Below are 24,209 nucleotides of genomic sequence, written 5' to 3'. Positions count from 1 at the left end.
CCGGACCGGCTTCAAGCGCTGATGCGGAACCGTGTCGAATCGATCGCGGCGTTCATCAGCGTCTGGGTGTAGGCTTCGCGCGGATTGTCGAAGATCTCCTGCGTCGGGCCTTCCTCGACGATCTTTCCCTGCTTCATGACGATGATGTAGTCGGCCATGGCGCGCACCACCGCGAGGTCATGGCTGATGAAGAGGTAGGAAAGTTCGTGATCGGCCTGCAGCTTGCGCAGCAGCTCGACGATCTGCTTCTGCACCGAGCGGTCGAGCGCCGAGGTCGGCTCGTCCAGCACCACCACTTTCGGCTTCAGGATCATGGCGCGGGCAATCGCGATGCGCTGGCGCTGGCCGCCGGAGAATTSGTGCGGGTAACGGTTGCGCGCGTTGGGATCGAGGCCAACCTCGCGCAGCGCCTCGACGGCGCGCTGGTCGCGCTGCTTGCCGGTGAGCGAGGGCTCATGCACCAAAAGGCCCTCGGTGATGACCTGGCCGACGGTCATGCGCGGCGACAGCGAGCCGAACGGATCCTGGAAGACGAGCTGCAATTCGCGCCTCAGCGGCCRCATCGCCTGGCGGTCCGCCTCGGAAATGTCACGGTCGCTGAAGCGGATGACGCCGTCGCYGGGGAGCAGCCTCAGCAGCGCGCGGCCGAGCGTCGACTTGCCCGAGCCGGACTCGCCGACGATGCCGATGGTCTGATTGCGCTTCAGCCGGACCGAGATCTTGTCCACCGCGCGCAGCATCAGCGGTTCGCCGCCGAGGAAGCCGCCGCCGATCTTGAAGACGACCTCGACATTGCGGCCCTCGAGCAGCACCGGCGAATTGGCAGGCGGCGGCGCCTTGCTGCCGGTCGGCTCGGCCGCGAGMAGCATCCTGGTGTAGGCATGCTGCGGATTGGCAAAAAGCGCTTCCGCCTGGCCCTCCTCCACCACTTCGCCCTGACGCATGACATAGACGCGATCGGCGAAGCGGCGCACGATGCCGAGATCGTGGGTGATGAAGACGATCGCCATACCGAGCTTGCGCTGCAACTCTGCCAGCAGCATCAGGATCTGCGCCTGGATGGTAACGTCGAGCGCCGTCGTCGGCTCGTCGGCGATCAGGATGTCGGGGTCGTTGGCCAGAGCCATGGCGATCATGACGCGCTGCCGTTGGYCGCCCGACATTTCGTGCGGATAGGATTTCATCCGCCGCTCGGGATCGGGTATGTGCACCAGCCTCAAGAGCTTCAGCGCTTCTTCCCGTGCAGCCGGCGCGGAAAGCCCGCGGTGCCGGCGAATCGGCTCCATCAGCTGGTTGCCGATGGTGTAGAGCGGGTCGAGCGAGGTCATCGGCTCCTGGAAGATCATGCTGATCTTGCGGCCGCGCACCTTGTTGAGCTCGCTCTTGGTCATCTCCAGAAGATTGCGGCCGCGATAGTCGACCTGGCCGGTGGCCTCGCCGTTGGAGGACAACAGGCTCATCGCCGCCATCATCGTCTGGCTCTTGCCGGAGCCGGATTCGCCGACGACGGCGACCGTCTCGCCGGCATTGACCTTGATGTTGATGCCCTTGACCGCCTCGACGGTGCCGTCGAGGGTCTGGAAGCGGACGCGCAGGTCCTTGACGCTGAGGATCGTTTCGGGAGCGGTCATGTCAGCGGTCCCCATCGTCATCGATCCTTGGGATCGAGCGCGTCGCGCAGACCGTCGCCGACGAAATTCAGCGCGAACAGTGTCGAGACGAGGAAGAAGGCCGGGAACAGGAGCAGCCAGTTGGCGTAGCCGATGTTCTTGGCGCCGACCGAGATCAGCACGCCCCAACTGGTCATCGGCTCCTGCACGCCGAGGCCGAGGAAAGAGAGGAAGCTTTCCAGGATGATGACCTGCGGCACCAGCAACGTCATGTAGATGACCACCGGTCCGAGCAGGTTCGGAATGACGTGACGCAAGAGGATGCCGCGCTGGCCGACGCCCATGGCTTCCGCCGCCTGGACATATTCCTGCCGGCGGATCGACAGCGCCTGGCCGCGCACGATGCGGGCCATGTCGAGCCACAGCACAGCGCCCACCGCCAGAAACATCAGYACGAAGTTGCGGCCGAAGAACACCACGAGCATGATGACGAAAAAGATGAAGGGCAGCGAATAGAGCACGTCGACGATGCGCATCATCACCTCGTCGACCCTGCCGCCGGCGAAGCCCGCGGTCGCACCGTAGATGACTCCGATGACACCAGCGACGACACCGGCAAGCAGGCCGATCGCCAGGGATATGCGTCCGGCCATCAGCGTGCGCGAGAGCAGGTCACGGCCGGTGTTGTCGGTGCCGAAGAAGAAATATTGCTGCTTCACGGCCGAGCTCATCGTCATTTCGCGGCCGTCGGGCGACTTGTTCTCGATCCTGGTGTCGTCGAAGGCGTCGGAGYGGTCGAGATAGCGGATGTTGCGGTCGTCGATGGGCTTGGTCGCGGTGATGGTGACGATGACGCGATTGCCGTCCTGGTGCCATTCCTTGATGTCGGCGCGCATGCGCTTGATAGCGTCACCCAGCGCCCCCTGGATCATGTCCGGCTTCGGATAGGCCGAGAGGCTTGGCGGCGTGCGCACATAATCGCCATAGATGGTGGTGTATTCATGCGGCACGACCATAGGGCCGAACACGCTGATGACGGCGATGAAAGCCAGATAATAGAGGCTGAGCATGGCGGCGCGGTTGCGCTTGAGCCGCGCCCAGGCATTGCCCCAGAGTGAGCGGCCGACGATCGGCTCGGGCACGGCGACGGCAAGTTCAGTCATAGCGCACCCTCGGATCGACGACCGCGTAGAGCAGGTCGACGATCAGGTTGAAAACGATGGTGAAGAGCGCGATCACCACCACGGTTCCCATGACCAGCGTGTAGTCGCGGTTAAGCGCTGCATCGACGAAGTAGCGGCCGACGCCGGGAATGGAAAAGATTGTCTCGACGATGATCGAGCCGGTCAGGAGCGCGGCGGCCGCCGGACCCGTGAAGGAGACGATCGGCAACACCGCGCCGCGTAGCGCGTGCTTGACCACCACCGACCAGTCGGAGAGGCCGAGCGCGCGGGCGGTGCGGATATGGTGCGAGCGCAGGCTCTCGATCATCGAGCCGCGCATCAGCCGCGCGACGATGGCGATCTGCGGCAAGGCGAGCGTCAGCACCGGGCCGACCTTGTTGATCAAGGCGCCGTCACCCCAACCGCCGATCGGCAACAGCTTCCAGGAAAGCCCGAAGACGAGCTGGATCACCGGGGCGGTGACGAAGGTCGGGATGGTGCTGCCGGCGGTTGCCAAGGCAATCACCGAATAGTCGGCTATTTTATTCTGGTTGAGCGCCGCGATCGTGCCGAGAATCGAGCCCAGCAGCAGCGCCAGCACCAGCGCCGAGGTGCCAATCTGCACCGAGATCGGTAGGCCTTTGGCGAAGAGCTCGGTGACGGTGAAATCCGGCAGGTTGTAGCTCGGGCCGAAACTGCCGCGCAAAAGATTGCCGAGATAATGGACATATTGCAGCCAGAGCGGATCGTTGAGGCCGAACTGGGCTTCGAGATTGGCCCTGATCTCGGGACTCAGGCCCCGTTCCTGGTTGAACGGGCCGCCTGGCGCGACGCGGATCAGGAAGAACGCCACAGTCACGATGACGAATAGCGTCGGGATGGCGGTCAACAGCCGCCGGAAGACATAACGCAGCATCGGCGCCCCGCTTCAGCCAGGGCGACAGCTCTCCAGACGAGACCGTGGCGCGCTGGCATCTCTGATCTTCGCACCGGGCAGCCTGAAAATCCAACCCGACTTTCGGCCCGGCACGACGACAGACCGCGGCCGCCGCTCCCAAAAAGGAGCGGCGGCACGRCCAAGGTTACTTGTCAGTCCTTGGAGATGAAGCGGGACGGGTGGATGTCCATGACGTTGTCGTCGAAGCCATGCAGCTTCGAGGACACGATGTCGTGGTAGCTGTAGTAGAGCAACGGGATCTCACCGACATCGTCGACGAGGATACGCTCGGCCGCGGCGAGGTCCTTCATGCGCTCCTCAGGCTTGCCGCCGGCGGCGGCTGCCTTGTCCATGGCGGCCTCATAGGCCGGGCTGTTGTAGTTCGAGTAGTTGTTGCCGCTCGCCTTGCGCGAGATGCCGAGGAACGTCTCCGGATCCTTGTAGTCGGCGATCCAGGCGGCGCGGGCGACGTCGTAATTGCCCTTCTGCTCGAGGAAGCCGTAGTGGGTCTTGGTATCGGTGTTGAGCAACGTCACCTCGACGCCGAGCGGCTTCAGCTGTTCCTGGATGGCGACCGCGGTGTTCTTGTGGTTTTCCGAAGTATTGTAGCGGATCTCCATCTTCAACGGATGCTCGGGCGTGTAGCCGAGCTTCTCCAGGATCTTCTTGGCCTCATCCTCGCGGTCGATCTGCGGCATGTCCGCGTATTTGGCCAGCGCCGGGGTGTAACCCTCGATGCCCGGAGGCACCATCGAATATCCAGGCAGCATCGAGTTCTGCCAAACCTTCTCGGCGAGGAAGTCGCGATCGATCGCCATCGAGATGGCGTTGCGCAGTTCGACATTGTCCCAAGGCGCCTTGTCGGTCTTGATCGCGTAATAATAGGTGCCGAGATATGGCCCCACGCGGACCTGGTCACCAAACTTGGTTTTGAGATCGGCGAGCTGTTCGGTCGGCAGGTCGCCATAGCTGTCGAGTTCGCCGGCCTCGAAACGCTTCATCGCCGATGAGCGATCCTCGGTCGGAATGTAGTTGACCACGTCGAGCTTGACGCTCGCGGCGTCCCAGAACTTCGGGTTCTTGACCAGTTTCATATGGTCGTTGGGAACCCACTCCGCCAGCGTATAGGCGCCGTTGGAGACCAGCTTGCCAGGCTTGATCCAGTCGGCGCCGAGCTTGTCGATGGAAGCCTTGTTGACCGGATAGGTCGCCTGGTGGGTCAGCATCTCCAGGAAGTAGGGCGTCGGCGCCTTGAGCGTGACTTCAAGCGTGTTGGCGTCGATCGCCTTCACGCCCATATCCTCGGCCTTGCCTTTCTTGGTGTTGAAGTCCTCGGCGCCCTTCACCGGATAGAGCATCGAAGCGTATTCCGCGGCGGTGGCCGGATCTTCCAGCCGGTGGAACGAATAGACGAAGTCGTCCGCCGTCACCGGTGTGCCGTCCGACCAGAGGCCGTCCTTGCGCAGCTTGAAAGTGTAGACAGTGCCGTCGTCGGAGACCGTCCAGCTTTCGGCGGCGCCCGGAATGAGGTTCGTCTTCTGGTCATGCATGACGAGACCCTGGAACAGGTCGCGTATGATATCGGCTTCGTAGACCGTCGACGTCTTGTGCGGATCGACCGYTTCCGCCTCGGCAGCGGCCCCGCGGTTGTAGACGGTTTCGGCAAAAGCATGCGTGTAAAAGGAGCCTGTGGCCAGAGCCATGGTGGTGGCGAACGCCGTCGCCTTCAGCATGTTTTTCAGCATGAAGTTTCTCCCTGTCGGCGCAGCCCCTCAGCCGCGCCTTCTTAAGTTTTGACACCCCGGAACCGTTGAAACGGCCCCGTTTCAGGCGTGCCGCCGGTCCCATCCGGCAGCTGGTGGCAGGAGACTAGACAGAGGGAAATCTTATTTCAACCATTGCCTGCTTGACGCAGAGTGAGCGTCATCACGCTAAAACAGCGAAAACTAAAGCTTAGAGCTTGTCTTCAACTTGGCACACCTGCCGGTTGTTCGACGCGTTTTCTGTTTTTGCAGGCAGGTTTTGGCATTCTCCGCATCATGCTGAAAAACCGAAAATTCCCTGCTTCGTGGTGTCGTTTCCGGGCTGACGCCACGGGCACATCGGCAATCGAATTCGCCATGCTTGCGCCGATCTTCATCCTGCTTCTGCTCGGCATGGTTGCATACGGAATCTATTTTGGCGCCAGCCACTCCGTGCAGCAGATCGCCGCCGACGCGGCGCGCACGGCGATTGCCGGCCTGAACCAGACCGAGCGACAGGCGCTGGTCACCGATTTCATCGCACACGACGTCTCGGGCTATCCCTTCGTCGATCCCAACAAGCTGACCGTCAAAGCGCAGGACAGTGTCGCCGACGGCAGCCAGTTCGTGGTTTCGGTCACCTACGATGCACGCAACCTGCCGATCTGGAACCTGTTCAAGACGCTGCCGCTGCCGGGCACGACGATCCAGCGCCAGTCGACGATCCGTGTCGGAGGCATATGATGCCGGTCAAGGGGGGATTGATGGCGGCGACGCGTAGGCTCGTCGCCGACCGTAGCGCGAATTTCGCCGTCATGACGGCGCTATGCGCGCCGGTGGCGCTGGCGCTGACCGCCTTCGCGATCGACGAAGGCTCGCTCTACAACGAGCGCCGGGCCGCGCAGTCGATCGTCGACCTTGCCGCCATCGCCGCGGCCTCGAACATCACCAATGCCCAGCAGGCGGTGCTGACGACGCTCGCCGACAATGGCATCACCTCGGTCGCCGTACAGCAACAAGGCACCACTGTGGCGCCGACCGCCACCAAGGCTGTCGTCCAGATCGTGCCGGGGCGCTACACGGGCGTCAGCACCATTGCCGCCGGCAGCCGGTTCGAGGCGGGCAAGCTGCCCTACAATGCCGTGCAGGTTTCGCTGAAGAAGCGAGGCACGCTCTACTTCGCCGGCTCGATCATGGCGCCGCCCACCCTCGGCACGACCGCAATCGCCAGTGCGCAGCCGCAAGCGGCGTTTTCGGTCGGCTCGCGGCTTGCCAGCCTCAATGGCGGCATTCTCAACGCGCTTCTCGGCGGCCTTCTCGGCGGCAACATCTCGCTCAGCGTGATGGACTACAATTCACTGGTGTCGGCCGATGTCGACGTTCTTTCGTTCACCGACGCGCTGGCGACGCAATTGCACCTGACCGGTGTGAGCTATTCCGACGTGCTCGCCTCCAAGGCAACGATCGGCCAGATCGCCACCGCCATGGCCAACGTGCCCGGGTTGGACCGCACGGCCAAGATCGCCCTGCAGACCATGGCTTCCAGCGCCACCAACACCGTCAAGATTCCGCTCAGCACCCTCATCGATCTCGGCTCCGTCGGCGATCTCGGCATCGGGCAAAAGCCGGCCGGGCTGTCGGTCAATGCCAGCGCGCTCACCATGCTCACCGCCGCCGCCGCTCTGGCCAACGGCACGAACCAGGTCGCGGTCAATCTCGGCGCCACCATACCGGGGCTRGCATCGACGACGCTTGCGATCGCCATCGGCGAGCCGATGCAGAACTCGGYCTGGCTGGCGGTGGGAGAAGCCGGCACCGTGGTGCGCACGGCGCAGACCCGCATCAAGCTCAACRCCAGCGTTACGCTCGGCAATTCCAATCTCGGCGGCGGCATCAACCTGCTTGCCGTCAACCTGCCGCTCAATGTCGAAGTCGCCTATGCGGAGGCCAAGCTGACCGATATCACCTGCCCGACCGGTCCCTCCAGCATCAAGGTCTCGATCGCCGCGCAGCCGGGCGTGGTCGTAGCCCATCTCGCCAACAGCAGCGCCAGCGGTTTCGCCGACTTCACCAAGCCGCAAACCTTTTCCGACGCGGAGATTGCGGATGTCAGCCTCAAGCTGTTGCTGATCAACCTCAATCTGCTGCAGATCACCGGATCGTCGGCCTTCTCGGCCACCAACATGACGCCGACCACACTGACCTACAACGCTACCGACATCGCCAACAAGGCGATCAAGACGGTGTCGACGAAGAACCTGACGCAGTCGCTGACGACATCGCTGGTCAACAAGCTGTCGCTTTCGGTCAACGCGCTGGGGCTCGGCCTCGACGTGACCGCCCTGCTCGGCACGGTGAAACCGGCGGTGACGACGCTGCTCAACGGCGTGACCGCGCCGGTGGACAGCCTGCTCTACAATGTGCTCGGCGCGCTTGGCGTCCGGGTCGGCGAGGCCGATGTGCGCGTGACCGGCGCGACCTGCGGTCGCTCGGTGCTCGTCCAGTAGGTCAAGCGTCAGCCAACTCTGCCGACGAAACTGCCCAGAGGCGGCAGCGCCACCGCGCTCTCCTCGACGACACCGGTAAGAACGCCGGCGGCGTCGATGTCAAAGGCCGTTATCTCGGCCTCGCCGATCTCCGCGGGCAGCGCCCAACCTGTGGCCTCGGCCGAGAAATTGAAAACGCAAAGCAGCCTTTCGCCGTCGCGCTCGCGCAGGAAAGCGAGCACATCGCCGTCGGCATCGAGAAAGYGGATCGAGCCTTCGATCAGCGCCGGATGGGCTTTGCGCAGGGCAAGGATCGACCGATAGGCGGCAAGCACCGAACGCTCCTCGCCATTCTCGACGTCGACCGCCCGGGCGCGATGCGCCTGCGGCACCGGCAGCCAKGGCTTGGCCGTCGAAAAACCGGCATTCTCGGCCTCCGCTTCCCAGACCATCGGCGTGCGGCAGCCGTCCCTGCCCTTCACGCCCGGCCAGAAGCGAATGCCGACGGGATCGCGCAGATCCTCATAGGCGAGCTCCGCCTCCTCCAGCCCCAGTTCCTCGCCCTGATAGAGGCAGATCGAGCCGCGCAGGCATGACAGCAGCGCGATCGAGAATTTCGCCACCGCGTCGGAGCTCTCGCCGGGCCGCGTCCAGCGGCTGACATGGCGCACGACATCATGGTTGGAGAAGGCCCAGCAAACCCAGCCGTCCGGGGCGGTCGTCTCGAACGCCTCGACGCAGCCGCGCACATGGGCGGCGGAAAATTGCGGACTGAGCAGGTCGAACGTGTAGCACATCTGCAATTTGTCGCCGCCGGAGACATAGGCGGCGAGCGTCTGCAGCGAACGCTCCTCGTCACCCACCTCGCCGACCGCGGCGCGGCCCGGATATTCGTCAAGCAGCGCGCGGAAGCGTTTCAGGAAATCGAGGTTCTCGGGGCGCGTCTTGTCGAAGAGATGCTCCTGGAAGGCATAGGTGCTGGTCGCCCCGTTGGTGCCGGCGACGCTTGAGGCCAAAGGCGGGTTGTCGCGCAGCCAGCGGTCGTGGACATAGTAGTTGACCGTATCGAGCCGAAAGCCGTCGACGCCGCGCTCCAGCCAGAAGCGCACGGTGTCGAGCAGCGCGTCCTGGACCGCCGGGTTGTGGAAATTCAAGTCCGGCTGGGCGGCCAGGAAGTTGTGCATGTAATATTGCCGGCGGGTGGCGTCCCACTCCCAGGCGGGGCCGCCGAACAGCGATTGCCAATTGTTGGGCGCGCTGCCGTCCGGCTTCGCATCGGCCCAGACATACCAGTCCGCCTTGGCGCTGTCGCGGCTGGCGCGGCTTTCGACGAACCATTCGTGCTTGTCGGAAGAGTGCGAGATCACCTGGTCGATGATGAGCTTCAGGCCGAGCCGGTGCGCCTCGGCGACCAGCGCATCGAAATCCTCCAGCGTCCCGAACATCGGATCGACATCGCGGTAGTCCGACACATCATAGCCCATGTCGGCCATCGGCGACTTGAAGAAGGGCGACAGCCAGAYCGCGTCGACACCGAGCGAGGCGAWATGGGCGAGCCGCGCGGTGATGCCCTTGAGGTCGCCGCTGCCGTTGCCGGTCGTATCCTGGAATGAGCGCGGATAGACCTGGTAGATGACGCAGCCGCGCCACCATTCRCTCCCTTGCCCGGAATTGTCGCCAGCCATCACGAGCCCTTCCTGTTGCCTGATCCAGCGGCACGCCGCTCGATCATGAAACCGACACTGCGGCCGGGTAACGGCCGCGCAAGATCGACCGGCTGCGTCTCGACCGCCGGGAGCCACTCGAAGCCATCCCGCGCGGGCAAGGTGAAGACGCATTGCCGGCGGTCGCCATTGATCATCACGGCAAGGCGGCCGCCCTCGTTGTCGCCGAGCAACATGACGAGGCGATGGCGGCCGGGATCGTTCCAGTCGGCCTCGCCGGGCGGCGCGCCGGTCTCGGTCAGCCAGGCGACGTCGGGGATTTCCGATCCGTCGGCGGGCTCGCCGGTCAGGAAGTGCRTATCCGTCAGCGCAGGAAAGGCCCGGCGCAGCGTAGCGAGCGACGATGCATATTGCTCGAGCGCGTGATCGCGGCCGRCCCAGTCGAGCCAGGTGATGGCGTTGTCCTGCGCATAGGCGTTGTTGTTGCCTTTCTGCGTGCGGCCGAACTCGTCGCCGGCCGTCAGCATGATGGTGCCGCGCGAGGCGAAAAGCGTGGCGAGCAACGCGCGCCGGTCGCCGGAACGGGACAYGCTGATCGCCTCATCGCCCGTTTCGCCCTCGACGCCGTTGTTCCAGGACAGATTGTCGTTGTGGCCGTCGCGATTCTGCTCGCCATTGGCTTCGTTATGCTTGCGCTCGTAAGCGACGATGTCGGCCAGCGTCATGCCGTCATGCGCGGCGATGAAGTTGACCGTGCGGCTGACCGGACCGTCCTCCCTGCCGAAGACATCCGAAGAACCGGCAAGCCGGGTGGCCAAGGCGCCGATCGCGCCGGCATCGCCGCGCCAGAAGCGCCTGACATCGTCGCGGTAGCGGTCGTTCCATTCCAGATAGGGCGGGCGGAAATTGCCGAGCTGGTAGCCGTTCGGGCCGATATCCCACGGTTCGGCGATCAGCACGCGGTCGGCGAGCACAGGATCACCGGCAATGTCCCGGAGCAGCGGCGCTTCCGGATCGAAAGCGCCGTCGACGCGGCCGAGCACCGGCGCCAGATCGAAGCGGAAGCCGTCTACGCCGGCGAAGCGGACGAAGTGGCGCAGCGTATCGAGCACCATCTCGCGCACCACCGGATGGTCGCAGGCGACGGTGTTGCCGGTGCCGGTGTCGTTGACCAGCCTGCCATCCGGCTGATGCCGGTAGTAAGCCAGCGCGTCGAGCCCGCGCAGCGACAGCGTCGGCCCGAGCCGGTCGCTCTCGCCGGTGTGGTTGAAGACGAGGTCGAGGATGGTGCCGATGCCCGCCTTGCGCAGCGCGGCGACGGTGTCGCGCAACTCCTTAAGGCCGCCAGGCGCCAGGCGTGGATCGAGCGCCATGAAGGTGACGGGATTGTAGCCCCAGGCGTTGCCGAGGCCGAGCGGCGGCAGATGCCGCTCGTCGATCCATGCGGTGACCGGCATCAGTTCCACGGCCGAGACGCCGAGACGCTTCAGGTGCTCGATGATGGCCGGATGGGCAAGCGCCGCGACGGTGCCGCGCTGCGCTTCCGGGACGTCCGGGTGCAGCCTGGTGAAAGAGCGGACATTGAGCTCGTAGATCAGGCCGCCGGGTTGGAACAGCGGCGGCTTGGCCGGCACCGGCTTGGGCAGGGACCGCGCTACGGCCTTCGGCATCAGCGAGGCTGTATCGGCGCCTTCGTTGCGTTTGGCGGCAAGCCGCCAATGGTATTGGTATGGACGATCGACCTCAACGGCATAGGGGTCGGTGAGAAGCTTATCCGGGTCGAACCACAGACCCCGTTCGGGCGCGTAGTCGCCGTCGGCGCGAAAGCCGTAACGCGTGCCGTCGCCGAGGCCAGAGACAAGCAGCGCATACACGCCCTCGCCTTCCGGCTTCAGCTCCAGCCGATCGAGTTCGCGAGCCCCGCTGTCGTCGAAAAGCGAGACCCAGAGGCGTCGCGCCGATGAGGACCAGACGGCAAAGCGGATGCCGTCGGGTGTGATGGTGGCGCCGAGCTGGGTCATGCGCGCGCCTCCCCTTCTCCCCTTGTGGGAGAAGGTGGATCGGCGCGCAGCGCCGARACGGATGAGGGGTGTTGGAAGGAATGAGGCGCCGGTGCTTCAGGCGTCGGTGTGCGCCAAGCTGGAGCACCCCTCATCCGTCCGAGCTTCGCTCGGCCACCTTCTCCCACAAGGGGAGAAGGGGGAGCCTTCTCTTGCACCCTCAAGTAATCACGCTCGGCTTGTCGCGGCCGGTGTGGCTCTTGATGCCGGCGATGTCGTCGGCGGCGGCGATCAGATCGGCGAGCGCTTCCTGGGTGTCGAGGTCGTGGCGCGTCTTCTCCGGCTCGTAGCGCTCGATATAAACGCGCAGCGTCGCACCCGAGGTGCCGGTGCCGGAGAGGCGAAGCACGACGCGCGAGCCGCCTTCGAACAGGATCCGGATGCCCTGATGCTCGCTCACCGAGCCGTCGACCGGATCGTGATAGGCGAAATCGTCGGCCTTGGCGATTTTCAGGCCGCGCATGGTCGAGCCCGGCAGCGAGCCGAGCTTAGCCCGCAGTTCGTCCACCAGCGCGTTGGCGCGATCGCTTTCGACCTCCTCATAATCGTGGCGCGAATAGTAGTTGCGGCCGTAAGTCGCCCAATGCTTGGTGACGATGTCCTTGCAGCTCTCGCCGCGCGCGGCGAGGATATTGAGCCACAAAAGCACGGCCCACAGCCCGTCCTTCTCGCGCACATGGTTGGAGCCGGTGCCGGCGCTTTCCTCGCCGCAGATGGTCGCCATGCCGGCGTCGAGCAGGTTGCCGAAGAACTTCCAGCCGGTCGGCGTCTCGTAGATGCCGATGCCGAGCTTTTCGGCGACGCGGTCGGCGGCGCCGCTGGTGGGCATTGAGCGGGCAATGCCCTTCAAGCCGTCCTTGTAGCCCGGCGCCAGTTTGGCATTGGCGGCAAGCATCGCCACCGAATCCGACGGCGTGACGAAGATGCCCCTGCCGATGATCAGGTTGCGGTCACCGTCGCCGTCGGAAGCGGCGCCGAAATCCGGCGCGTCGGGCCCCATCATCTCGTCATAGAGGTGCTTTGCGTGGACCAGGTTCGGATCGGGATGGTGGCCGCCGAAATCCGGCAGCGGCTTGAAGTTGCGGCAGGTGCCGTCCGGCGCGCCGAGGCGGCGTTCGAGGATCTCCTTGGCATAGGGACCAGTCACGGCGTGCATGGCGTCGAAGCGCATGCGGAAGCCCGACTTGAAGAGCTTACGCAGCGCCTCGAAATCGAACAGGCTTTCCATCAGCTCGGCGTAATCCTTGWCCGGGTCGAAGATCTCGACCGTCATGTCGCCGGCTTTTACCGTGCCGATCTTATCGAGGTCGATCTCGCCGATATCGGCGATCTTGAAGCTCTTGATCTCCTTCGACTTGGYGAAAATCGCGTCGGTGATCTTTTCCGGCGCCGGGCCGCCATTGCCGGCATTGTACTTGATGCCGAAATCCTCATGCGGGYCGCCCGGATTGTGGCTGGCCGACAGGATGATGCCGCCGAAGGTCTTGTATTTGCGGATGATGTTGGAGGCGGCGGGTGTGGAGAGAATCCCGCCCTGCCCGACCATCACCTTGCCGAAGCCGTTGCCGGCGGCAATCGCGATGGCCTTCTGGATGACCTCGCGATTGTAGAAGCGGCCGTCGCCGCCGATCACCAGCGTCTTTCCCTCAAAACCGTCCAACGCATCGAAGATCGACTGGATGAAGTTCTCGGCATAGTGCTCCTGCTGGAAAACGGGCACCTTCTTGCGCAGGCCGGACGTGCCTGGCTTCTGGTCGGTATAGGGTTTGGTGGGGACGGTTTTGATCATGCCTCAGGCAGCCCTTTTCGAAAGCAGCAAGCGATAGAGTTCAACGTATTTTTCGGCGCTCCTGTCCCAGGAGACATCGGCCTTCATGCCCTGGCGCTGGATCGAAGCCCAGACCGCCGGCCGGGCGTGCTGCTCGACCAGCCGCTGGATGGCATGGAGCATCGCGCCGCCATTGTTGGGCRCGAACTGGAAGCCGGTGGCGACACCGGCCGACAAGGCGGCCTCGTTGGCGTCGATGATGGTGTCGGCCAAACCGCCGGTCCTGGCGACGACCGGCACACAGCCATAGCGCAGGCCGTAAAGCTGGGTCAGCCCGCAGGGCTCGAAGCGGGACGGGATGACGATGGCGTCGCAGCCGCCCTGCATGACATGCGAGAGGCCTTCGTCATAACCGACGACGACGCCGACGCGGCCGCGGTGCCGCGCCGCGGCGGCAAGCAGCGTGCCTTCAAGGCCAGCGTCGCCCGAGCCGAGGATGACAAGGCGCGCGCCAGCGGCGACGATCCCGTCGACGACCGCGGCCAGGATGTCCATGCCCTTCTGCCAGGTCAGCCGGCTGACGACGCAGACGATCGGGCTGCCGTCCGCCTCCAGACCGAACCGCTCTTCGACCGCCTTGCGGTTCTTGGCGCGCGCTGCAAGCGTATCGGCCGAATAATTGGCGACCAGATGCTTGTCTGTCTGAGGGTTCCAGATGTCGACGTCGATGMCGTTGACGATGCCGTAGAGGTCGCTGGCGCGCATGTTGATCAGGCCGTCGAGGCCCATRCCGAATTCCGGCGAACGGATTTCCTGCGCATAGGTCGGGCTCACCGTGGTGATCGCCCAGGCGGCCTGGAGACCGRCCTTCAGGAAGCCGACGCCGCCATAGTATTCGACGCCGTCGAGCTGCATCGCCACGCCCGGCAGGCCGAGCTCGCCGAAGATGCCGGCGCCGAACTGCCCCTGGAAGGCCAGATTGTGTACGGTGATCAGCGACGGCACGCCGACCGCCTTGCCGTAGCGCATATAGGCCAACGTCATCGCCGACTGCCAGTCATGCGCATGCACGATGTCGGGCTGGTAGCCGGAGATCGCGCCGCCCGCGATGTCGCCGCCGGCCTGGCTGAGCGCCGCGAAGCGGCGCCAGTTGTCGGGCCAGTCGGCGCCGGAAGCGGTGCCGTAAGGGCCGCCCTGGCGATCGAACAGATGCGGCGCGTCCAAAATGAAGAGGTCGAGATCGCCGATCTTGACGGCATGGATCGCAGCCTTGCCGCCTTGCAGCAGCGGATACTGGTAGACGGGTTTCTTCTTGGCGAAAGCCGCCATCACGACGGGATAGCCGGGAACCAGCGTGCGCATCGCCACGCCCTTCCCGGCCAGCGCGATCGGCAGAGCGCCGGTGACGTCGGCAAGCCCGCCGGTCTTGATCAGCGGAAAGATTTCGGGCGTGACCGACAGAACCTGCATGCGCTCCACATTCCGATCTCAACGTGACAGGTCAAAGTGACAATCTGTTGATCAAGCCGTCAACCCGATAGGGTTGATCGGCAAGACCGACCCTACGGGGTCGACAGCTTGTTGATCATGTCCTGCGTGATCAGGCAGATGCCCTTTTCCGATACGCGAAAACGCTTGGCGTCGAGCGCCGGATCCTCGCCGACCACCAGCCCCTCGGGAATCTGCACGCCGTGGTCGATGACGACGCGCGTGAGGCGGGCGTTGCGGCCGACGGTAACGTCGGGCAGCATCACCACTTCCTCGAGCTTGGAGTAGGAATTGATGCGGGCGCCGGTGAAGATCAGGCTGCGGCGGAGCGAGGCGCCGGAGACGATGCAGTCGCCGGAGACCAGCGAGGAGATCGCCTCGCCGCGGCGGCCGTCCTCGTCATGCACGAACTTTGCCGGCGGCTTCAATTCAGCATAGGTCCAGATCGGCCAGTCGCGGTCGTAAAGGTCGAGCTCGGGCGTGACGTCGGTCAGGTCGATATTGGCTTCCCAATAGGCGTCCACCGTTCCGACGTCGCGCCAGTAGGGCTCGGCCTCATGCGAGGAGCRCACGCAGGACTTGGCGAAGCGGTGGGCGATCGCCTTACCGTGCTGCACGATATAGGGGATGATGTCCTTGCCGAAGTCGCGGCTGGAGCCGGGCTCGGCGGCGTCGCGGCGCAGCTRCTCCATCAGGAACTTGGTCTTGAAGACATAGATGCCCATCGAGGCGAGCGCGAACTCCGGCTTGTCCGGGATGCCCGGCGGATCGGCCGGCTTTTCGACGAAGGCRATGATGTTGTCCTTGGCATCGACATGCATGACGCCGAAGCCGGTCGCCTCCATGCGCGGCACCTCCAGGCAACCGACGGTAACATCGGCGCCGGCGTCGACATGYTGGCGCAGCATCAGCTCGTAGTCCATCTTATAGATGTGGTCGCCGGCGAGAATCACCATGTATTCGGGGCCGTAGGCCTCGATGATGTCGATGTTCTGGTAGACGGCGTCGGCCGTGCCTTCATACCACTGGGTCTCCGAGACGCGCTGCGATGCCGGCAGGATGTCGAAGCTTTCGTTTCGCTCGGGCCGCAGGAAGTTCCAGCCGCGCTGCAGGTGGCGGATCAGCGAATGCGCCTTGTACTGGGTGGCGACGCCTAGGCGGCGGATGCCGGAGTTCAGCGCATTGGAGAGCGCAAAGTCGATGATGCGCGTCTTGCCGCCGAAATAGACGGCGGGCTTGGCGCGCCGGTCGGTCAGCTCCTTGAGGCGGCTGCCGCGGCCGCCGGCCAGCACATAGGCCATGGCATCACGCGCCAGCGGCTGGGTTCTTTTGATCTCTGCCATTTTGTTACCCTCCCAAACAAGCTGCCCGGACCGTTGCAAGGGCAGGATGAGACATCATCTGCTTCAGTCCGTGACGAATTCCAGCATGATCGTCGACAGCGGCGGCAGAAGCATCGTCGCCGATACGCCGCCCCCTTCGCCGCTCGCCTCGACCATGCCGCCATTGCCCATGCCGGAGCCGCCATAGTCGGCGGCATCCGTATTGATGATTTCGCGCCATTTTCCCGCCTGCGGCAGCGGCACGCGATAGTTCTCGCGCGGCACCGGCGTGAAATTGGCGATGACGGCGATCGGGTTGCCGTCCGGCGCGCTGCGCAGCCAGGCGAAGACCGAATTGTCACGGTCGTCGACGATCAGCCAGGAGAAGCCCTCCGGCTCGCAGTCGCGCGCATGCAGCGCCGGGCGCGAGCGGTAGAGGTAGTTCAAGTCGCGCACGGTCTGCCAGACGCCGCGATGCGGCGCGAATTCGAGCAGGTTCCAGTCGAGCGCGCGTTCCTCGCTCCATTCGCGGCGCTGGGCGAATTCCTGGCCCATGAACAACAGCTTCTTGCCGKGATAGCCCCACATGAAGGCGTAATAGGCGCGCAGCGTGGCGAACTTCTGCCAGTCGTCGCCGGCCATCTTGTGKAGCAGCGTGCCTTTGCCGTGCACGACCTCGTCATGCGACAGCGGCAGCACGAAATTCTCAGAAAAGGCGTAGACCAGGCCGAAGGTGATGTCGTTGTGGTGGTGCTTGCGGAAGATCGGCTCCTTGGAGAGATACTCCAAAGTGTCATGCATGAAGCCCATGTTCCACTTGAAGCCGAAGCCGAGCCCGCCCTCATGCACGGGACGCGACACTTTCGGCCATGAGGTCGATTCCTCGGCGATCGTCATCACGCCGGGGTGGTGGCCGTAGAGCTCCTTGTTCATCTTCTGCAGGAAGGAGACGGCCTGCAGGTTCTCGCGCCCGCCCTTCTCGTTGGGGATCCACTCGCCCGCCTTGCGCGAATAATCGAGGTAGAGCATCGAGGCGACCGCGTCGACGCGCAGGCCGTCGACATGGTATTTCTCGGCCCAGAACAGCGCGTTGTTGACCAGGAACGACACCACCTCGCGGCGGCCGAAATTGTATATGGCGGTGTTCCAGTCCGGGTGGAAACCCTGGCGCGGGTCGGCGTGCTCGTAAAGCGCGGTGCCGTCGAATTTCACCAGCCCATGCTCGTCGACCGGGAAATGCGCCGGCACCCAGTCGAGGATGACGCCGATGCCGGCGCGGTGCGCGCCGTCGACGAAGCGGGCGAAGCCGTCGGGATCGCCGAAACGGGCCGTCGGCGCATAAAGGCCGGTGGTCTGGTAGCCCCAGGACGGATCGTAAGGGTGCTCCGAGATCGRCAGGAACTCGATATGAGTGAAGCCGGTGTCGACMACGTAGGGGATCAGCCGCGCGGCGAGCTCGTCCCAGGACAGGAACGTGCCGTCGTCGCGGCGCTGCCAGGAACCGGCATGAACCTCGTAGATCGAGATCGCCTCGCGCCGCGGATCGGCCTTGCGCCAGTAGCCGCGATGCGCCTCGTCGCCCCATTGATGCGCCATCGGCGGCGCCGTCACCGAAGCGGTCGCCGGGCGCAGTTCCGACTCGAAGGCGAACGGGTCGGCCTTGAGCGGCAGGCGCACGCCGTCAGGCCCGATGATCTCGAACTTGTAGGGCTGGCCGGCGACGAGATCGGGGATGAACAGCTCCCAGATGCCGGTGTCCTTGCGGTCGCGCATGGTGTGGCGGCGGCCGTCCCAGTCGTTGAAGGCGCCGACCACCGAGACGCGCCTGGCATTGGGCGCCCAGACGGCGAAATGCACGCCGGTCGCGCCCTCATGATCGATGATGTGGGCGCCGAGCTTGTCGAAGAGCCGTAAGTGCGAGCCTTCGGCCATATAGTAATCGTCCATCGGGCCGAGCACCGGACCGAAGGAATAGGGATCGGTCAGCCACCAGTCGCCGCCGGCATTCCTGGCGTGATAGCGCAGCGGCTGGCGCTTGCGGATCGAGATCTTGCCCTCGAAGAAGCCGGCGTCGTCGCGGCGGGAGAGCTCGCCGATCTCCTTGCCGGTCAACGTGTAGGCGGTGACGAATTCGGCATTGGGCACGAAGCAGYGGGCGACGAAACCCTTGCCGGCCTCCTGCACGCCCAGAACYGCGAATGGGTCGCCATGCGTTCCGGCGACAATCGCCGCGACATCGCCGGCTGGCGCCAGTCCGTCCGGCCCGCTTGTCGCAGCGGTCGCGCGCGGCTTCCTCATCAGGCGGTGTTCCCTCCCCGGGCACTATCTTGTTTTCTGCGAGACCACATTGGTCGTGGCCTCATRCAATCACATCAAACGGGTACGTTCCAGATTTCTTTCGCATATTGGCGGATCGTGCGATCGGACGAGAACCAGCCGACGCGGGCGACGTTGCGGATGGYGCGGGCGTACCAGTCGGGGCTGTTGCGCCAGACGGCGTCGACCTCGCGCTGGCAGGCGGCGTAGGAATCGAAGTCGGCGGCCACCATGAACCAGTCGCTCTGGTAGAGGCCGTTCATCAGGTCGCGATAGCGGCCGGGATCATCGGGCGAGAAGACGCCGGAGGAAATGGCGGACACCGCCTGCGACAGCTCGGGCGAAGCCTCGATCACGCCACGCGGATTGTAGCCGTTGTTGCGCCGCTCGGCGACTTCGGCCGTGGTGAGGCCGAAGATGAAGATGTTGTCGTCGCCGACATGCTCCTTGATCTCGACATTGGCGCYGTCGAGTGTGCCGATGGTGAGCGCGCCGTTCAGCGCGAACTTCATGTTGCCGGTGCCCGACGCCTCCATGCCGGCGGTCGAGATCTGCTCGGAGAGGTCGGCGGCCGGCATCATCACCTCGGCCAGGCTGACATTGTAGTTCGRCACGAACACGACCTTCAGCAGGYCGCGCACCGACGGATCGCCGTTGATGACTTTCGCAACGTCGTTGGCCAGYTTGATGATCAGCTTGGCGTTGTGGTAGCTCGGCGCCGCCTTACCGCCGAAGAACTTCACGCGCGGCATCCAGTCCCGCTCGGGATGCGAGCGGATCTGATCGTAGAGCGCGATCGCCTCCAGGATGTTGAGCAGCTGGCGCTTGTATTCGTGGATGCGCTTGACCTGGATGTCGAACAGCGCCGACGGGTCCAGCCTGATGCCCAGACGGTCTGCGACGAGGTTGGCGAGCCGCGCCTTGTTCTGCCGCTTCACGGCGGCGAACTTTTCGCGGAAAGCCGCATCGTCGGCCAGAGGATCGAGTCCCTTGATCGCCTCGATGTCGTCCATGAAGCGGTCGCCGATCGCCTCGCGGGCGAGCGTGGTCAGGCCCGGATTGCACTGGATCAGCCAGCGCCTGGGCGTGATGCCGTTGGTCTTGTTGTTGATGCGGTCGGGATAGAGCTTGTGGAGATCGGCGAACACCGTTTCCTTCATCAGCTCGGTGTGCAGCGCCGAGACGCCGTTGATCGAATGCGAGCCGACGAAGGCCAGATTGCCCATGCGCACGCGCCGATCGCCATTTTCCTGGATCAGCGAGATGCGGGCGATCTGATCGCCCGAGAACTGGTTGGTGGCGCGGGCCTCGAGCAGCACCTGCGCGTTGATGGCGTAGACGATCTGCATGTGGCGCGGCAAAAGCCGCTCGAACAGCGGCACCGGCCAGCTTTCCAGCGCCTCGGGTAACAGCGTGTGGTTGGTGTAGCCGAAGGTGCGCTTGGTGATGTCCCAGGCAAGGTCGAAGTCCATGCCGTGGACGTCCATCAGGAGCCGCATCAGCTCCGGCACGGCGACCGCGGGATGGGTGTCGTTGAGGTGGATCGCCGCCTTGTCGGGCAGCGATTTCAGGTCGCCATACTGGCTCAAATGCCGCTGGACGATGTCCTGCAGCGAGGCGGTGGAGAAGAAATATTCCTGCCGCAGCCTCAGCTCCTGGCCGGCCATGTGAGAATCGGCCGGATAGAGCACGCGCGACAGCGCGTCGGCCTTGTTGCTTTCGGCCAGCGCGCCGATGTGGTCGCCGGCGTTGAACTTGTCGAGCAGGATCGGGTCGATCGGCATGCCGGACCAGAGTCTCAGCGTGTTGACGCGCTTGGCGCGCCAGCCGGCCACAGGCGTGTCGTAGGCGACGGCCAGCACATGTTCGGTCGGCTTCCAGACATGACGTTCGAGCCGGCCATCCTTGGAGGTAATGGACTCCACCGAACCGCCGAAGCCGACCTCGAAGGAGCGCTCGCGCCRCTCGAACTCCCAGGGATTGCCGTGGTCGAGCCAGGTCTMGGGCAGCTCGACCTGCCAGCCGCCCTGGATTTCCTGGCGAAACATGCCGTTGGCATAGCGGATGCCGTAGCCATGGGCGGGGATGTCGACGGTCGCCATGCTTTCCATGAAGCAGGCGGCGAGACGGCCGAGACCGCCATTGCCGAGTGCTGCGTCCGGCTCCAGCGCCGCGATCAGGTCGAGGTCGACGCCGAGCGAGGACAGCGCCTCGCGCATGTTCTCCATCAGGCCGAGATTGGAGAAGRCATCGCGCATCAGACGCCCGATCAGGAATTCCAGCGAAAGGTAATAGACGCGCTTTTCCTGCTGGTCGTAGGCTTCCTTGGTCGCCTGGATCCAGTGGYCGACGATGCGGTCGCGCACCACCTTGATCGAGGCCGTCAGCCAGTCATAGGGCGTCGCGACAGTGGTGTCCTTGCCGACCCGGTATTTGAGCGACAGCAGGACCTCTTCAGCGAGCGTCTTGGGATCGGGATTGTCGAGGACAGGGACTTCGATCGTCATGGCGGATGTCATTTCGCCTCTCGTTCATTTAGCCTGATCATAGCGGCTTTCGCCGCTCCTCCCAGCCCATCCTATCGCATTGCAGCATGCGTTCAATCGATTTAGCGATCGAGCGTCGGTCCGCCTGCCGCAATCGAGCCATCCTGGAGATCAAGCCGCCAGCGCATCCTCCGGCGGTTTCTTGGCGCCGGTCATGAGCGCGACGGCATCCGACATCGAAACCTGCTTGGGGTCGACGACGCAGAGGCGGCGCCCGAGCCGATGGATATGGATGCGGTCGGCTACCTCGAAGACGTGCGGCATGTTGTGCGAGATGAGCACGATCGGCAGGCCGCGCTTCTTGACGTCTAGGATCAGCTCCAGCACGCGGCGGCTTTCCTTGACGCCGAGCGCCGCGGTCGGCTCGTCCATGATCACGACTTTCGAACCGAAGGCGGCGGCGCGCGCCACCGCCACACCCTGGCGCTGGCCGCCGGACAGCGTCTCCACCGCCTGGCTGATGTTCTGGATGGTCATCAGGCCGAGCTCGGTGAGCTTGTCGCGGGCGCGCTTTTCCATCGCCGGACGGTCGAGCATCCGGAACCAGCTGCCGAGCGGACCAGGCTTCCGGATCTCGCGGCCAAGAAACATGTTGTCGGCGATCGACAGCGCCGGCGACAGAGCGAGATTCTGGTAGACCGTCTCGATGCCGGCCTCGCGCGCCTCGATGGGCGAGCGGAACAGCACCTGCTTGCCGTCGAGCTCGATCGTCCCCTCGTCGGGGATCACCGCGCCGGAGATCGCCTTGATCAGGGTCGACTTGCCGGCACCGTTGTCGCCGATCACCGCCAGGATTTCGCCCGGATAGAGATCGAAGTCACAGTTGTTGAGCGCCGTCACGCGGCCGTAGCGCTTGGTGAGACCGCGCGCGGTGAGAACGGGCTGCTGGGTCATGGTTACACCGAAACCTTTCTGATCCACTGGTCGATCGCCACGGCGCCGATGATCAGCACGCCGGTGAGCAGCACTTTCCATTGCGGATCGGCGCCCAGCATGTTGAGGCCCATCGAGACGACGCCGACGATCATGGCGCCGAACAGCGTGCCAAGGATCGAGCCGCGGCYGCCGAAGAGCGAGATGCCGCCGATCACCGTCGCGGTGATGGCCTGCAGATTGTAGTCGGTTACGGCGGCGGAGGGCGAGATCGAGCCGTTGCGGCCGATCGAGACCCAGGCCGCGAAGGCGGCGATCAGACCCGCAAGCGTGTAGACCGCCATCAGCACCGACTTGGTCTGGATGCCGGAAAGCTTGGCCGCCTCGGGATCGTCGCCTACGGCATAGACATGGCGCCCCCAGGCGGTGTGGTTGAGCACATACCAGAGCAGCATGACCAGCAGCACCATGGCGATGACGCCGGCCGTCARCACGGCCGAACCGACCCTGAAGCTCAGCGCGAAGAAGTGCAGGAGYGGCGCCTGGGCGTCGACGTCGGCATCGCGGATCGTCTCGTTGGCGGAATAGATGAAGTTCGTCGCCATGACGATGTTCCACGTGCCGAGCGTGACGATGAAAGGCGGCAGTTTCATATAGGCGACGAGCAGGCCGTTGAGCAGGCCGCAGGCCGCGCCGGCGRCGAGGCCGAGCAGCACGGCCAGGATGGTCGGCATGCCGTAGGTGATGGCGCAATTGCCCATGATCACGGCCGAGATCACCATGATCACGCCGATCGAAAGGTCGATGCCGGCGGTTAGGATGACCAGCGTCTGGGCGGCGCCCAGGATACCGACGATGGCGATCTGCTGCAGGATCAGCGTCAGCGTGTAGGAGGAAAAGAAGCGCCCACCGATGGCGATGCCGAAGATGATGATCGACAGCACCAGCACGATCAGCGGCACCGCCGCCGGCGTGGAATGCAGGAAATGCTGGGCGCGTTTGACAAACGATTTGCCATGCTCCTCGAAGGCGGCGACGCTGGTATCGCTGCCCGAGAGAACCTTCTCGAATTCCTGGATTTGAGACATATCTCCTCCCGTCTCACGGAACTTGTCATGGCTCCGTGCCGCGTTTGCGCACTCCGGTCTGTCGCCGAGCTTATCAGCGCTTACGAAAATGCATCGTCCACCCGATGCGGCCGGGGATCAAGCCCCCGGCCGCAAGGTTTGTGCACTCAGGCGGGCATCAGCCCCAGCACTTGGCGAGGCCTTCCTTGGTGTCGATGGACTTCACGCCGTTGGCCGGCTTGTCGGTCACCAGGTTGACGCCGGTGTCGAAGAAGTTCTTGCCTTCGGTCGGCTTCGGCTTGGTGCCGTCCTTGGCGTATTTGGCGATGGCCTCGATGCCGAGCGCCGCCATCTGCAGCGGATATTGCTGCGAAGTGGCGCCGATCACGCCTTCAGCGACCGACTTCACGCCCGGGCAGCCGCCGTCGACCGAGACGATCAGCACCTGCTTTTCGAGACCGACGGCCTTGAGGGCCTGATAGGCGCCGACGGCGGCGGGCTCGTTGATGGTGTGGATGACGTTGATGGTGTTGTCCTTCTGCAGGAGGTTCTCCATCGCCTTGCGGCCACCTTCCTCGTTGCCGTTGGTGACGTCGTGGCCAACGATGCGAGGATCGACCTCGTCGCCGATCTTGTTGGGGTCCTTCACGTCGATGCCGTAGCCCATCATGAAGCCCTGGTCGCGCAGCACGTCGACGGTCGGCTGCGAGGGGGTGAGATCGAGGAAGCCGATCTTGGCGTCCTTGGCCTTGTCGCCGAGCGTGGCGGCGGCCCAGGCGCCGATCAGCTTGCCGGCTTCGAGGTTGTCGGTGGCGAAGGTGGCGTCGGCGGCATCGATGGGATCGAGCGGCGTGTCGAGCGCGATCACCAGCAGGCCGGCGTCACGCGCCTTCTTCACCGTCGGCACGATGCCCTTGGTGTCGGACGCGGTGATCAGGATACCCTTGGCGCCGTCGGCGATGCAGCTTTCGATCGCCGCGACCTGGCTTTCGCTGTCGCCGTCGATCTTGCCGGCATAGGTCTTGAGGTCGACGCCAAGCTCCTTGGCCTTGGCTGTCGCGCCCTCCTTCATCTTGACRAAGAAGGGATTGGTGTCGGTCTTGGTGATCAGGCAGGCGCCGACGCCGGCGGCCGATGCCGACGACGCGAACGCCATCAGCCCCAGGC

At 64.4% G+C, this 24,209-nt stretch carries 16 protein-coding genes; 2 read left to right on the top strand and 14 right to left on the bottom strand.

Annotated elements, in window-relative coordinates:
* Positions 1-11: 11 nt before the first annotated feature.
* The 4 genes from LCM4576_RS27435 to LCM4576_RS27420 form a co-directional block, all read right to left on the bottom strand.
* Entirely contained in the window at positions 12-1,631 is a 1,620-nt protein-coding gene (locus LCM4576_RS27435; RefSeq protein ID WP_071035901.1) for an ABC transporter ATP-binding protein, read from the bottom strand.
* 17 nt (positions 1,632-1,648) lie between these two features.
* Positions 1,649-2,773, bottom strand: a complete 1,125-nt coding sequence (locus LCM4576_RS27430; protein WP_071035580.1) for an ABC transporter permease — start codon at positions 2,771-2,773, stop codon at positions 1,649-1,651.
* Positions 2,766-3,689 (bottom strand): ABC transporter permease subunit, encoded by a 924-nt coding sequence (locus tag LCM4576_RS27425; protein WP_041002282.1) that lies wholly within the window; start codon positions 3,687-3,689, stop codon positions 2,766-2,768. The genes LCM4576_RS27430 and LCM4576_RS27425 overlap by 8 nt, the downstream gene beginning before the upstream one ends.
* Before the next feature lie 173 nt (positions 3,690-3,862).
* Positions 3,863-5,455 carry a peptide ABC transporter substrate-binding protein gene (locus LCM4576_RS27420; protein ID WP_071035579.1) on the bottom strand — a complete coding sequence of 531 codons (1,593 nt, stop codon included), beginning with the start codon at positions 5,453-5,455 and terminating at the stop codon, positions 3,863-3,865.
* Positions 5,456-5,626: 171 nt separating this feature from the next.
* Here LCM4576_RS27420 and LCM4576_RS27415 point away from each other — a divergent pair, with 171 nt between their 5' ends.
* Positions 5,627-6,196 (top strand): TadE/TadG family type IV pilus assembly protein, encoded by a 570-nt coding sequence (locus LCM4576_RS27415; RefSeq protein ID WP_244508428.1) that lies wholly within the window; start codon positions 5,627-5,629, stop codon positions 6,194-6,196.
* Between the two features lie 20 nt (positions 6,197-6,216).
* Positions 6,217-7,959 (top strand): pilus assembly protein TadG-related protein, encoded by a 1,743-nt coding sequence (locus tag LCM4576_RS27410; RefSeq protein ID WP_244510936.1) that lies wholly within the window; start codon positions 6,217-6,219, stop codon positions 7,957-7,959.
* An 8-nt stretch (positions 7,960-7,967) separates the two neighbouring features.
* Here LCM4576_RS27410 and LCM4576_RS27405 read toward each other — a convergent pair whose 3' ends face one another.
* The 10 genes from LCM4576_RS27405 to LCM4576_RS27360 form a co-directional block, all read right to left on the bottom strand.
* Entirely contained in the window at positions 7,968-9,623 is a 1,656-nt protein-coding gene (locus LCM4576_RS27405; protein ID WP_071035577.1) for an alpha-glucosidase family protein, read from the bottom strand.
* Positions 9,623-11,623 carry a glycogen debranching protein GlgX gene (gene glgX / locus LCM4576_RS27400; RefSeq protein WP_071035576.1) on the bottom strand — a complete coding sequence of 667 codons (2,001 nt, stop codon included), beginning with the start codon at positions 11,621-11,623 and terminating at the stop codon, positions 9,623-9,625. The genes LCM4576_RS27405 and glgX overlap by 1 nt, the downstream gene beginning before the upstream one ends.
* Before the next feature lie 199 nt (positions 11,624-11,822).
* The gene (locus tag LCM4576_RS27395; protein WP_071035575.1) at positions 11,823-13,451 is read right to left on the bottom strand and encodes an alpha-D-glucose phosphate-specific phosphoglucomutase; all 1,629 of its coding nucleotides are present in this window, start codon (positions 13,449-13,451) and stop codon (positions 11,823-11,825) included.
* A gap of 3 nt (positions 13,452-13,454) precedes the next feature.
* Entirely contained in the window at positions 13,455-14,900 is a 1,446-nt protein-coding gene (gene glgA, locus LCM4576_RS27390) for a glycogen synthase GlgA (protein WP_071035574.1), read from the bottom strand.
* 92 nt (positions 14,901-14,992) lie between these two features.
* Positions 14,993-16,261: a glucose-1-phosphate adenylyltransferase gene (gene glgC / locus LCM4576_RS27385; RefSeq protein ID WP_071035573.1), complete on the bottom strand. Its 1,269-nt coding sequence runs from the start codon at positions 16,259-16,261 to the stop codon at positions 14,993-14,995.
* A gap of 63 nt (positions 16,262-16,324) precedes the next feature.
* Positions 16,325-18,538 (bottom strand): 1,4-alpha-glucan branching protein GlgB, encoded by a 2,214-nt coding sequence (glgB, locus tag LCM4576_RS27380; protein WP_071035572.1) that lies wholly within the window; start codon positions 18,536-18,538, stop codon positions 16,325-16,327.
* 74 nt (positions 18,539-18,612) lie between these two features.
* Positions 18,613-21,075: a glycogen/starch/alpha-glucan phosphorylase gene (locus tag LCM4576_RS27375; protein ID WP_071035571.1), complete on the bottom strand. Its 2,463-nt coding sequence runs from the start codon at positions 21,073-21,075 to the stop codon at positions 18,613-18,615.
* Positions 21,076-21,213: 138 nt separating this feature from the next.
* Complete coding sequence (locus tag LCM4576_RS27370) at positions 21,214-21,996, bottom strand: ATP-binding cassette domain-containing protein (RefSeq protein WP_040991245.1); 783 nt, start codon at positions 21,994-21,996, stop codon at positions 21,214-21,216.
* A 2-nt stretch (positions 21,997-21,998) separates the two neighbouring features.
* On the bottom strand, positions 21,999-23,063 hold the full coding sequence (locus LCM4576_RS27365) for an ABC transporter permease (protein WP_071035570.1): 1,065 nt from the start codon (positions 23,061-23,063) through the stop codon (positions 21,999-22,001).
* Between the two features lie 157 nt (positions 23,064-23,220).
* On the bottom strand, positions 23,221-24,198 hold the full coding sequence (locus LCM4576_RS27360; RefSeq protein WP_052458313.1) for a sugar ABC transporter substrate-binding protein: 978 nt from the start codon (positions 24,196-24,198) through the stop codon (positions 23,221-23,223).
* Positions 24,199-24,209 lie beyond the last annotated feature (11 nt).

Source organism: Mesorhizobium sp. LCM 4576 (genome assembly GCF_001854815.1).
GTDB classification, from domain to species: Bacteria; Pseudomonadota; Alphaproteobacteria; order Rhizobiales; family Rhizobiaceae; genus Mesorhizobium; species Mesorhizobium plurifarium.
Note: the sequence above shows the minus strand (reverse complement) of the source record. Positions and strands in the feature narration are given on the sequence as shown.

Excerpts from the sequence above, each read along its gene's own strand:
- LCM4576_RS27425 (WP_041002282.1), bottom strand. The coding sequence starts at position 3,689 with ATGCTGCGTTATGTCTTCCGGCGGCTGTTGACCGCCATCCCGACGCTA.
- LCM4576_RS27370 (WP_040991245.1), bottom strand. The coding sequence starts at position 21,996 with ATGACCCAGCAGCCCGTTCTCACCGCGCGCGGTCTCACCAAGCGCTAC.